Here is an 11,970-nt window from a genome sequence, read left to right on the forward strand (position 1 = left end):
GATTCGGAACTTGCCCGCACAAGCCACACCGGATTCGAATCTGTCGCCACCAAACCCTCAGCCCCCGCCCGCGAGCCGACTCGCGCTGCAACATCTGTGCTCAAATTAGCCCGCTTGCGGGAGAGGGAGGGGCCCATGGCGCGTGGCGCCATGGGAGGGTGAGGGATTACAGACGAGGTGCCATGCGTGACGCCCTCACCCGCCGCGCGCTATGCGCGCGTCGACCCGCTTGCGGGAGAGGTAAGATCACTCTGCCGCGTTGGCCGGCGCGGTCCAGGCAGGGAAGGCGGAATGCCCCAGAGTGGTGCGGCCGACATCCTCGACCAGGTCGGCCAGCCGCCGGGCCAGCGGCTGGAAGCCCACATGCGGGCGCAGCGTGCTCTCGTCCATGTACAGGGCACGGTTGATTTCGATCTGCAGCACATGCACGCCCTGTGTCGGCACGCCGTAATGCTGCGTCGTGAAGCCGCCGGCATAGGGTTGGTTGCGCACCACCCGGTAACCATGATGCTGCAGCCAGCGCTCCGCCAGATGCGTCAGCGCCGGCGCGCAGGCGGCGCCATGGTTGTCGCCGAGCACGAAGTCGACACGGCCGGCAGGGGATTGGCCGCCGCCCGGCGAGGTCGACGGCATCGAATGGCAATCGATCAGCACACAATGGCCGAAACGCGCGCGCGTCTCGGCGATCAGCCGCTCGAGCGCCGTATGGTAGGGGCGGTAGTACCAGGCGATGCGCCGCTCCAGCTCGGCCACCGCCAGCTTGCGGCGATAGATCGGCTGCCCGTCGAAAGCTGCGCGCGGCACCGTGCCCAGGCCGGCCGCGACGCGCGGCGAGCGGGTGTTGGCGTGGATAGGCAGCGGCCCGTCGAACATCGCCGCGTCGACCTCGTAGGGTTCGCGATTGGCATCGACGAACGAGCGTGGGAAGAGAGCCCGCACCAGCGGCACGCCGCGCTCTGCGGCCGGCGTGAACAGCGTATCGACGAAAGCGTCTTCCGACCGCCGCAGCACCGCGACGTCCAGATGCGTCAGGTCCAGGAAATCAGCGGCATAGTGGGTGCCGCTATGGGGCGAGGCGAGGACGACCGGCAGCGTCTGCGCCGGCGGGCGCGCAATATCGACGGGCGGCGTGGGCTGGACGTCGGATGGCGATTCCATGGGCTTCCTGCTTTAAACGGAATCATGCGCGCCGTCATCCGTTGATCGCCGACCATGCTGTCGCGATCCCGGCACGTTCGTGCGCCATGCGGCTTGCCAAGCCGAGGAGGATCGGTTAATCACCGCGCCGACCTCACGGAACGCCCCTGCCGGCAGCAGGGTGATCCGGATCAAGGGCGCGTAGCTCAGCGGGAGAGCACTACCTTGACATGGTAGGGGTCACAGGTTCAATCCCTGTCGCGCCCACCATTTTTTTGCCGACAAGCATCATTTGCGCCGACAGGATGTCTGGCCGGTCGTAGGGTTGCGGAAGCGCCAGCCGCCGCGCATGTCCGCGCCCGGTCGGCACGGGCAGCCGCTCTCCATGTCCCGCATGCGTGCCCTCGCGTGAGGGATCCATCGCCCTGCAGATGCGTTCACCCTTGAATGTCCTGCACGGGATGTGTCCCATCAATCTCAGGAGGCTTGCCATGCCCGACAAGCAGACCATCAGGAAGGCCCGGCGCGCCAAGCGCTCCGGCAAGTCGTCTTCGACCCAGGCGGGGGAATTCGTGCGCGCCGAGATCGACAAGGTCCGTCGCGGCAAGCACGGCGTGCGTTCGCCGAAGCAGGCCATCGCGATCGGGCTTTCCGAAGCGCGTCGGGCCGGCGTGGACCTGCCGCCGCCCAGACGCGGCCAGGCGAAGGCGAGCACGCGCCGCAGCGCTGGCTACGCCCAGGCCGCCGGCCAGGGCAAGCGCAAGCCGCAGCGCCGTCCGCGCGTGGCGCGTGCCGTCAAGCGCGTGCTGAAGCACGAGCCGCGCAGCACGGTCTCCCATGACGCCTTGTCGCGTCAGACCCGTGGCGCTGCCCGCCGTCGAACCGCCGCGCAGCGCACGAGCGCCGCACGCAAGGCGGTGCGCACCAAGGGCGCGGCCGGGCGGTCGGCGGCGGCGCGCAAGGCGGCGAAGACCCGCGCCCGTCGTCGCGCGGCGTGAGGATGCGCACCACGCGTCATGCGGCCGTTGGCGCCATCGTGTCGACGATGCGCGGGCGATACGCGCGGGCACGGCGTGACGGCCTGACATGACGCGCAACGTGCTGATCGTCGGCGCCGGCCCGACCGGCCTGACAGCGGCGCTGGAGCTAGCGCGGCGGGGATGGGAGCCGCGCATCGTCGAGCGCAAGCCGGCGCCGACACCGCTGAGCAAGGCGGTGGGCATCAGCGCGCACAGCCTTGATATTCTCGAAGCCTCGGGCGTGTCCGCCCGGCTGCTGGCCCGTGGCATCAAGGTGCGGCGCGGTCATGTGCGCTTCCGGGGCCGCGTCCTGGGGAAGATCGACTTCTCGCGGCTTCGTCATCGCTTCAACTTCCTTCTGTCCCTGCCTCAGAGCGATACCGAGGCTGCCATGGGTGAGGCTCTGGCGGGCTTTGGCGTCGCGGTGGGGCGGTGCACAGCGCTGCTCGACATCCGGCCGGCGGGCGACAAGGTCGAGGTGACGATGGAAGGGCCGTACGGACAGGAGCAGAGCCGCTACGACTACGTGTTCGGCGCCGACGGCGCGCATAGCCGGGTCCGCACGCGGATGGGCCTCGGATTCGAGGGCTACGTGCATGAGCGGCTGTGGAGCATCGCGGATGCCGAAATCGCCGACTGGCCATATGAAGCCGATGCGGCCCAGCTGTTCTTGAACCAAAGCGGCGATATCGGCTTCATCATTCCGATCGGCCGGCAGCGCTTCCGTGCCGTGTCCAACACGCCCGATGCCCTGTCCCGCATCGGTGGCGACTACCGGGCACGCGTGCTGCAGGTCGACACCTTCCATGTGCCGGCGCAGGAGGCACCGACCTATCAGGTGGGGCGGGTCTTTCTCGGCGGCGATGCCGCGCATGTGCATTCGCCGGTCGGCGCCCGCGGCATGAATCTCGGCATCGAGGACGCAGCTTCCTTCGCACGCCGGCTGACCGGGAACGATCTTGATGGCTACACCGCCGAGCGGCGGCCGGTCGGTCATCGCTGGATCGCGCTGAGCGAACGTATGCTGGCGGCGGCCCAGGCAACCGGAACGGTGGCGGTGGCGGCGCGAAACCTCGCCTTCCGCATTGTCGGCCACTTGCCGGCCTTGCAGCGGCCCATGCTCGATCGCGTTGCCGGCTTGCGGGAGTGACCTCGACCGCGCCGGCTATTGTCCGAAGGGGAGGGGCCGAGGACATGGTGCCGTGCGTGGCCCCTCACCCGCCAGCCATCGTGCGACCGTCGACCGCTCCCGCTTGCGGGAGAGGTGAAGATGGTGAAAAAGTGCCGCCCATACGAGCAGGGCGCCCACGGCGCCGCCATCCGTGGAGGAACTCATGCAGCTGAAGGACCGCGATCTCTTCCGCCAGCAGGCCTATGTCGCCGGCACCTGGATGGATGCCGAGGACGGCGCCAGCGACACCGTCACCAACCCGGCGACCGGCGAGAAGATCGGCACCGTGCCGCGCATGGGCGCGGTGGAGACGCGGCGCGCCATCGAGGCCGCCGGCTTTGCCATGAAGGCGTGGGCGGCCATGCCGGCCAAGGAGCGCGCCGTCATCCTGCGCCGCTGGGCCGACATGATGGTGGCGCAGGCCGACGATATCGGCGTGCTGATGACCAGCGAGCAGGGCAAGCCGCTGGCCGAGGCCAAGGGCGAGGTGGCCTATGCCGCCTCGTTCATCGAATGGTTCGCCGAGCAGGGCAAGCGCGTCGACGGCGACGTGCTGCAAAGCCCGTGGCGCGACCGGCGCCTGGTGGTGCTGAAGCAGCCGGTCGGCGTCTGCGCCGCCATCACGCCATGGAACTTCCCGGCCGCCATGATCACGCGCAAGGCCGGTCCGGCGCTGGCGGCCGGCTGCCCCATCGTGGTGAAGCCGGCCAGCAAGACGCCCTACACGGCGCTGGCGATGGCGGTGCTGGCCGAGCGCGCAGGCCTGCCCAAGGGGCTGCTGTCGGTGGTCACCGGCAATGCCGGCAAGATCGGCGGCGAGATGACGTCCAACCCGATCGTGCGCAAGCTCACCTTCACCGGCTCGACCGAGACCGGCAAGAAGCTGATGGCCGCCTGCGCCGGCACGGTGAAGAAGATGTCGATGGAGCTCGGCGGCAACGCACCCTTCATCGTGTTCGACGACGCCGACCTCGACGCCGCGGTCGAAGGCGCCATCGCGTCGAAGTACCGCAACACCGGGCAGACCTGCGTCTGCGCCAACCGCCTCTTCGTGCAGGACGGCGTCTACGATGCCTTCGCCGCCAGGCTCGCCGCGGCGGTCGCCAGGCTCAAGGTCGGCAACGGCCTGGATGAAGGCGTCACGCAGGGCCCGCTGATCGACATGGCGGCGCTGGAGAAGGTCGAGCAGCATGTCGCCGATGCCGTGGCGCTGGGCGCCAAGGTCGCCATCGGCGGCCGCCGCCACGCCAATGGCGGCACGTTCTACGAGCCCACCATCCTGACCGGCGTCACCGAGAACATGGCCGTGATGCGCGAGGAGACGTTCGGTCCGGTGGCGCCGCTGGTGCGCTTCGCCACCGAGGCCGACGCGATCCGGCTCGCCAACAACACCGAGTTCGGCCTCGCCGGCTACTTCTACAGCCGCGACATCGGCCGCGTCTGGCGCGTGGCCGAGGCGATGGAGACCGGCATGGTCGGCATCAACACCGGCATCCTGTCCAACGAGATCGGCCCGTTCGGCGGTGTCAAGGAGTCCGGCCTGGGTCGCGAGGGCTCGAAATACGGCATCGACGAGTACCTCGAGACCAAGTACCTGTGCATCGCTGGAATGTAAGCTGGGAGACTGCAGCGTGACCACAGGCATACGGACGCTCCGCGTCGCGTTGCACCAGAAGCGAACGGTGTACCGCATCATCGAGATCGAAAGCGCAAGCTCGCTGCATGATCTTGCCGAGGCCATCATGGCGTCGTTCGATTTCGATTTCGAGCATCCCTTCGGCTTCTACAGCAGCGACAAGCCGGACAAGATGCGCCAGCAGCAGCCGATGTATGAGCTGTTCGCCGACACCGGGCAGAAGACCGACGCCAAGAGCGTCCAGAACACCAAGGTCGCCGACGTCTTCGCCAAGGCCGGCCATGCCATGACCTTGCTCTACGACTATGATGCGAAGTGGCTGTTCCATGTCGAGATGACGGGCGCCGGCGCGAAGGCCGCCGGCAAGCGCTATCCCAGGATGGCGGGATCGAAAGGAGATGCGCCGGATCAATACCCCGACGATTTTGACATCTGACTTTCCAAGCCCAGCCGGTCTGTCGAACCGGCACAGCAAGGCGATCTCTCATGGCCGACACGCCCGTCAACTGGCCGTTCACACCCTCGCCGCTGGCGATCGACATCGTCGGCGCGCAGGGCTGCCATCTGCATGCCCGCGACGGGCGCAAGATCCTGGACGCGGCCGGCGGTGCCATGGTCGTGAATATCGGGCACGGCAGGCGCGAGCCGGGCGAGGCGATGGCCAGGGCCTCGTCGGCGGTGTCCTATGTGATCCCGCCCTTCGTCACGCCTCAGCGCATGCAGCTGGCCGAGCGGCTGCAGCGCGACTGGCTGCCGCCGGGCTTCACGCGCCTGCATCTGTCGAGCGGTGGTTCGGAAGCGGTCGAGACGGCGATCAAGCTGGCCCGCCAGCATCATTTCGCCAAGGGCGACACCGGCAAGTGGAAGGTGATCGGCCGCGATCTTTCCTACCACGGTGCCACCGTGGCAACGCTGGAGATCGGCGGCCACGCCGCGCGGCGCGCACCCGTGGCGGCGATGGCGCGCGAGACGCCTAAGGCACCGCCGCACTATTGCCTGCGCTGCCCGCTGGGCAAGACCTATCCAACCTGCGACGTGGCGTGTGCCGACGAGGTCGAAGCCATCATCCTGCGTGAAGGGCCCGACACCGTGGCTGGCGTCATTGCCGAGCCGGTGGTGGGCTCCAGCGGCGGCGCGCTGGAGCCGCCGCCCGGCTACTGGCGCAAGCTGCGTGCCATCTGCGACCGCCATGACGTCGTCCTGATCGCCGACGAGGTGGTCACCGGCTTCGGCCGCACCGGCGTGCGCTTCGCGAGCGAGGGCGAGGGGGCGCTGCCCGACATCATCGCCACCGCCAAGGGCATGAGCGGCGGCTACGCCCCGATCGGCGGCACCTTCGCCACCGAGCGCATCGCCGAGCCGCTGGAGCGCACGGGCGATGCGCCGATGTTCTACACCTTCAGCGCCCATCCGGCGGCCTGCGCCGCCGCGGATGCGGTGCTCGACATCCTGTCGAAGGAAGATCTGATGGCGCGTGCCCGCGTCATGGGCGACAGGCTGGGCGCGCGCCTGCAGCGCCTGAAGCAGCATCCCAACGTCGCCGAGGTGCGCGGACGCGGCCTGCTGCGCGCCATCGAGATCGTGCGCGACCGCGAGACGCTGGAGCGCTTCCCGGCGGAGGCCAACATCACCATGAAGGTGCTGAATGGCGGGCTCGCCGAGAACGTCTACTTCTATCCCGGCGGCACCGGCGCGCAGCGCGATGTGATCGTGCTGGCGCCGCCGTTCATCGTCACCGACGCCGAGATCGAGACGATGTGCGCCGTCCTGGAGCGCGCGATCGACCGGGCGGTAGAGGGTGATAGTCTGTCATCCCGAGCGTAGCGAGGGATCCAGGCGCCGCCCTTGGATCCCTTGCTAACGCTCGGGATGACAAATGCCTCAGATCACGTAGCTGTCGGCCTCGACCGCGCGCGGCAAGGCCTCGCCACCCTCGACGGCACAGCCTTCGGTGCGCCAGCGCAGCATGCCGCCGGAAAGATTGGCGACCTGCGTGAAGCCGGCCTGCTGCAGGATCACGGCGGCCTGTGCCGAGCGGCCGCCGGCGCGGCAGACGGCGACGATCGGCCGCTCGCGTGACAGCTCGCCGGCGCGGGCGGCCAGGGTGCCCAGGGGAATGGGCAGGGCGCCGTCGATATGGCCCAGCGGCCCGGTGAACTCGTCCGGCTCGCGCACGTCCAGCACCTGCACGTCGCGTGCGTGCTCCTCGAGCCATTGCGGCTGCACTTCCCAGATGCCGGCGAAGCTGTAGCGCAGCGGTGCCCAGGTCGGTTCGGCCAGGGCCGCCGCCTCGTCCTCGGGCCGGCCGCATTTGAGGTTGGCCGGCACCGCCACGTCGATCTGCTTGGGATGCGCCAGGCGCAGGTTGTTCATGTAGCCGACGAAGTCGCCTTCGCCGATCTCGCCGCCCAGCCGCGGGTTGTAGCGCCGCTCCTCGGCGACGCTGCTCACCGTGAGGCCGCGATAGTCGTGAGCGGGATACAGCAGGCAGGCTTCCGGCAGGGTCAGGATCTGGCTGTGGACGGAGCGGAACAGCGCGCCCGGATCACCCTCCTGGAAGTCGGTGCGGCCGCAGCCGCGGATCAGCATGCAGTCGCCCGTGAAGGCCATGCTCTCGTCGTCGAGCACGTAGGTGAGGCAGCCGCCGGTGTGGCCTGGCGTCGCCCGCACGCTGAGATGGCGCCGACCGAACGCCACCTTGTCGCCTTGCGCCAGGTAGCGGTCGGCGCCGGCCGCGCCGCTGGCCCTGGCCAGCGCGATGCGGCTGCCGGTGCGCCGCTGCAGCAGCCATGCGCCGGTGACGTGGTCGGCATGGACATGCGTCTCCAGCGTCCACAGCAGGCGCACGCCCAGCTCGGCGACCAGCGCCGAATCGCGGCGGACCTGCTCGAACACGGGATCGATCATGACGGCCTCGCCGCTGCGCCGGTCGGCCAGCAGGTAGGTGTAGGTCGACGAGGTGGGATCGAACAATTGTCGGAAGATCAGCATCGCCATGCCCCGGTTGGCGGTGGTCCCGCCATTGTACGGCGCGACCGCGGCGGCGCCAACAGCGAGCCGCTTGCGGCCGAAGCCGTGCGGCGACACTATGAGGCCACGACACCACATTTGCGGAGGGAAGGATGCCGCTCGCAATCAAGAAGAGCGTCAAGCAGATGTTCGAGGAGGCGATGGGCGAGATCGAGACCTGGTCCGTCGACGAGGCCAAGGGGGCCCACGGCAAGCCGGACGTGACGTTCATCGACCTGCGCGATCCGCGCGAGATCTGGCGCGACGGCGGCATCCCGGGCGCCATCAACGTCACCCGCGGCATGCTGGAATTCTGGATCGATCCCGGCAGCCCCTATGCCAAGGAATTCTTCCAGTCCGGCAACCGCTTCGTGCTGTTCTGCGCCGGCGGCGTGCGCTCGGCGCTGGCGGCCAAGACGGCGCAGGACATGGGGCTCACCCCGGTGTGCCACATCGAGGGCGGCTTCGGCGCCTGGAAGAAGGCGGGCGCCCCGGTCGAGACGGTCGAGCCGAAGAAGTAGCCATGCCGCCCGATGCCGCCGCCGCGCCGGCCGAGGACTACATCAAGCCGGCCGATGTCGGCGATCTGCCGCCTTTCGTGGCCACGCCCGACATGATCCGCGCGACGGCGGCGTCGGCGCCCGACCGCATCGCCGTCAAGTGCGAGGGTCGCGCCGTCACCTGGGGCGCCTTCGACCGGCGCATGAACCGCGTCGCCCGGGCGCTGATGGCCGGCGGCCTGCGCAAGGGCGACAAGATCGCGGTGCTGGCCACGAACTCGATCGAGTATCTCGAGGTCTTCATGGGCGCCTTGCGCGCCGGGATCTGCGTCGTGCCGCTGTCGACCATGGGCGCCATCGATGCGCTGGAAGGCATGCTCGACGACAGCGACAGCCGCATGTTCTTCCTGTCGCAGCAGTTCCTGGAGCTGGTGGCGCCGGCCGAGGGCCGGCTGGGCAAGCTGGTGGCCGGCGGCCGCATCGCCTTCGATTTCGAGCGTCCCGGCTGGACCGACTACGAGGCCTGGGTCGGTGCCCAGTCCGACGCGCCGCTCGAGGTCGCGGTCGAGCCCGACGACGACTTCAACATCATCTACAGCTCGGGCACCACCGGCCTGCCCAAGGGCATCCTGCATTCGCACCGCATGCGCTCGCTGATGCGCGACAGGCTGGCGGCGTTCGGCTTCGCGTCCGACACCGTGGCGCTGGTGTCGACGCCGCTGTACTCCAACACCACCATCGCCGGCATGCTGCCTGCCATCCAGCACGGCGGCACCGTGGTGCTGATGCGCAAGTTCGACGTCGTGCGCTTCCTCGAGCTGGCGCAGGCCGAGCGCGCCACGCACGCGATGCTGGTGCCGGTTCAGTACCAGCGCCTGCTGGCGCATCCGGATTTCGACCGCTACGACCTGTCGTCGTTCAAGATGAAGCTGTCGACCAGCGCGCCGCTGCGCGCCCAGGTCAAGGCCGACTGCCTCGAGCGCTGGCCCGGCCGGCTGGTCGAGATCTACGGCCTCACCGAGGGCGGCGGCTCGTGCACGCTGGAGGCCAACCTGCATCCCGACAAGCTGCACACGGTCGGCCAGCCCGGCCTGGGCTGCGTCATGAAGATCATCGACGAGGACGGCAACGAGCTGCCGCAGGGAGAAGTGGGCGAGGTCGTCGGCCGTGCCGCGATGATGATGAAGGGCTACTACAAGCAGCCGGGCAAGACGCGGGAGCTGTTCTGGCACGATAAGGACGGGCTGATGTATTTCCGCTCCGGCGACATGGGCCGATTCGACGCCGACGGCTTCCTGGAGCTGCTCGACCGGCGCAAGGACATGATCATCTCGGGCGGCTTCAACGTCTATCCCGCCGACATCGAGGTGCTGCTGCTGAAGCATCCGGACGTGGTCGACGTCGCCGTGATCGGCGTTCCCAGCGATCAGTGGGGCGAATCGCCGCTGGCCCTGGTCGTGCGCCGCGACGGCGCGACCACCGGCGCCGCCGCGATCCTCGACTGGGCCAATCGCCAGCTCGGCAAGACGCAGCGCCTAGCCGGCGTCGAGCTCCGGGACTCGCTGGCGCGCAGCACCATCGGCAAGATCATGAAGCGCGAGCTGCGGGCGCCCTACTGGGAAGGCCGCGGCAGCAAGATTTGAATCTGCCCCGGAGCGCGGGCCTCCGGCCCGCTCATGAGCGGACGGGACGCCCGCGCGCCGGGGTGAGCAACAGGAACAAGGACATCCCATGAGCGACGTCGAACTCAGGACAGCGCATCTCTTCACCATCTGGCTCGAGGTCGACGCGATCAAGGACCTCGGCGCCACGCCCTACGGCAACCGCCGCATCGCGGCGGTCAAGGGCGGCCGCTTCGAGGGCGAGGAGCTGCACGGCACGGTGGAACCGGCGCCGGCCGGCGACTGGCTGCTGCAGCGCCGCGACGGCGTGCTGATGCTCGACGTGCGCCTCACCCTGCGCACCCAGGACGACGCGCTGATCTACATGACCTATCGCGGCATGCGCCACGGCCCGCAATGGGTGATGGACCGGCTGAACAAGGGCGAGAAGGTCGACCCGTCGGAATACTATTTCCGCACCGCGCCGATGTTCGAGACGGCGTCGGAGAAATACTCGTTCCTCAACCGCATCATGAGCATCGGCGTCGGCCGCCGCGAGGCTGCAGGCCCGATCTACGACATCTTCCAGGTGCTGTGATCGTCCTTCTCGCCGCCCAGGCGGGGTTATCGCATATGCGCAGCGCTGCGCTGCCGCACCTGCTGTCATCCCGAGCGCAGCGAGGGATCTCCCGCGAATGGCGCACCCTGCGCCTTGCCGCAGGAGATCCCTCGCTGCGCTCGGGATGACAGCAGGGTCATGCGCGATAGCTCCGCCCCTGCGGGAGTAGGGCTACTATTGCGGATCGATGCCGAGCTGCTTGACGAGGTCGATCCAGACCGGATTCTCCTCGCGCCAGATGCGCTGGAAGGTCTTGTTGTCGGTGGCCGACTCGTCGATGCCGAACGTGTCCAGCATCTGGCGCAGGCGCGGCGAATGGCCGGCTTCGACCATGAGGGCCGACAGGCGCTCGACGATGGGGGCCGGGGTGCCGGCCGGTCCGAAGAGCCCGACCCAGCCGCGGATCTGGAAGGCCTTGGCGGTGATGCCCTGCTCCAGGAAGGTGGGCACGTCGGGCAGCTTCTTCATGCGCTTGACCTGCGGCACGGCGATGGCGCGGCCGGCGCCGGACTGCAGCACGCTGGTGGCGGCCGCGACGCTGCCGTTGGCAGCCTGGATCGTGCCCGCCAGCATGTCCTGCCACATCGGTCCTTCGCCGCGATAGTGCACAACCTCCATCTGCAGGCCCAGCGCCTTGTTCAGCTCGGCCGCGGCGATATGGGAGTAGGAGCCCGGCGAGTAGCTGCCGATGCTGACCTTGTTGTTCTTGGCCCAGGCCGCGAACTCCTTGACGTTGGTCGCCGGCACCGATTTGTGGACGATGAACGGCAGGTGGCCGGCGTCCATGAAGGAGATCGGCACGAAATCCTTGTTGGGGTCGAACGGCAGGCTCTTGAACAGCGCCTGGCTCATCACCAGCGTGGTCGAGATCGTGACCAGCAGGGTGTAGCCGTCGGGCGGCGACTTGGCGACGAAATCGGCGGCGATGATGCCGCTGGCGCCGGTCTTGTTCTCGACCACCAGCGCCTGGCCCAGCTTCTGCGAGATGTATTCGGCATAGGCGCGCGCGAACGCGTCCGTCAGCCCGCCGGGCGGATGGCTGACGACGACGCGCACCGGCTTGCTGGGCCAGGTGTCGGCGCGCGCCGCGCCGCTCAGGACGAGCGGGCCGCCCATGGCGGCCGCGCCCAGTGTCAGGCCGCGGCGCAACAGGCGCCGCCGCGTCGTGTCATTGCTCATCGAAGTCCTCCCCAAAATTCGTTGGTAGCTTCATGTGAGCACAGGTGAATGCTTTGCATTCACCGAGTCGAACCATGAAGCAGGCGCACCACGCTGGTG

General features: G+C 68.7%; 11 protein-coding genes and 1 tRNA gene. 9 read left to right on the forward strand and 3 right to left on the reverse strand.

Features of this window, described 5'->3' with window-relative positions; translation table 11 throughout:
* Window positions 1-246 precede the first annotated feature (246 nt).
* Window positions 247-1,158 (reverse strand): N-formylglutamate amidohydrolase, encoded by a 912-nt coding sequence (locus FHP25_RS37325; protein ID WP_147852090.1) that lies wholly within the window; start codon window positions 1,156-1,158, stop codon window positions 247-249.
* A 174-nt stretch (window positions 1,159-1,332) separates the two neighbouring features.
* Between FHP25_RS37325 and FHP25_RS37330 the strand changes: the two genes are divergently transcribed.
* The 6 genes from FHP25_RS37330 (at window position 1,333) to FHP25_RS37355 (ending at window position 6,787) form a co-directional block, all read left to right on the forward strand.
* Window positions 1,333-1,407, forward strand: a tRNA-Val gene (locus FHP25_RS37330).
* A 221-nt stretch (window positions 1,408-1,628) separates the two neighbouring features.
* Entirely contained in the window at window positions 1,629-2,135 is a 507-nt protein-coding gene (locus tag FHP25_RS37335; RefSeq protein WP_147852091.1) for a DUF6496 domain-containing protein, read from the forward strand.
* Between the two features lie 88 nt (window positions 2,136-2,223).
* Window positions 2,224-3,306, forward strand: a complete 1,083-nt coding sequence (locus FHP25_RS37340; protein WP_147852092.1) for an FAD-dependent oxidoreductase — start codon at window positions 2,224-2,226, stop codon at window positions 3,304-3,306.
* 184 nt (window positions 3,307-3,490) lie between these two features.
* A complete protein-coding gene (locus FHP25_RS37345) occupies window positions 3,491-4,942 on the forward strand; it encodes an NAD-dependent succinate-semialdehyde dehydrogenase (RefSeq protein WP_147852093.1) in 1,452 nt (483 codons plus the stop codon).
* 16 nt (window positions 4,943-4,958) lie between these two features.
* Window positions 4,959-5,399 (forward strand): IS1096 element passenger TnpR family protein, encoded by a 441-nt coding sequence (locus FHP25_RS37350; RefSeq protein WP_178134080.1) that lies wholly within the window; start codon window positions 4,959-4,961, stop codon window positions 5,397-5,399.
* A 50-nt stretch (window positions 5,400-5,449) separates the two neighbouring features.
* Window positions 5,450-6,787: an aminotransferase family protein gene (locus FHP25_RS37355; RefSeq protein WP_147852095.1), complete on the forward strand. Its 1,338-nt coding sequence runs from the start codon at window positions 5,450-5,452 to the stop codon at window positions 6,785-6,787.
* 57 nt (window positions 6,788-6,844) lie between these two features.
* Here the strand turns inward: FHP25_RS37355 and FHP25_RS37360 are convergent, their stop codons facing one another.
* Window positions 6,845-8,050, reverse strand: a complete 1,206-nt coding sequence (locus FHP25_RS37360; protein WP_218578901.1) for a rhodanese-like domain-containing protein — start codon at window positions 8,048-8,050, stop codon at window positions 6,845-6,847.
* A gap of 35 nt (window positions 8,051-8,085) precedes the next feature.
* On the opposite strand from FHP25_RS37360, the gene FHP25_RS37365 reads away from it, so the two are divergent.
* From FHP25_RS37365 to FHP25_RS37375, 3 genes are all read left to right on the forward strand, one after another.
* Window positions 8,086-8,493 carry a rhodanese-like domain-containing protein gene (locus FHP25_RS37365; RefSeq protein WP_147852096.1) on the forward strand — a complete coding sequence of 136 codons (408 nt, stop codon included), beginning with the start codon at window positions 8,086-8,088 and terminating at the stop codon, window positions 8,491-8,493.
* 2 nt (window positions 8,494-8,495) lie between these two features.
* Window positions 8,496-10,115 carry a class I adenylate-forming enzyme family protein gene (locus FHP25_RS37370; protein WP_147852097.1) on the forward strand — a complete coding sequence of 540 codons (1,620 nt, stop codon included), beginning with the start codon at window positions 8,496-8,498 and terminating at the stop codon, window positions 10,113-10,115.
* Window positions 10,116-10,203: 88 nt separating this feature from the next.
* Window positions 10,204-10,671, forward strand: a complete 468-nt coding sequence (locus tag FHP25_RS37375; RefSeq protein ID WP_147852098.1) for a DUF3237 domain-containing protein — start codon at window positions 10,204-10,206, stop codon at window positions 10,669-10,671.
* 195 nt (window positions 10,672-10,866) lie between these two features.
* Here FHP25_RS37375 and FHP25_RS37380 read toward each other — a convergent pair whose 3' ends face one another.
* Entirely contained in the window at window positions 10,867-11,871 is a 1,005-nt protein-coding gene (locus tag FHP25_RS37380; protein WP_218578903.1) for a Bug family tripartite tricarboxylate transporter substrate binding protein, read from the reverse strand.
* Window positions 11,872-11,970: the final 99 nt, after the last annotated feature.

It is taken from the genome of Vineibacter terrae, from assembly GCF_008039615.1.
In the GTDB taxonomy this organism is placed as follows: domain Bacteria; phylum Pseudomonadota; class Alphaproteobacteria; order Reyranellales; family Reyranellaceae; genus Vineibacter; species Vineibacter terrae.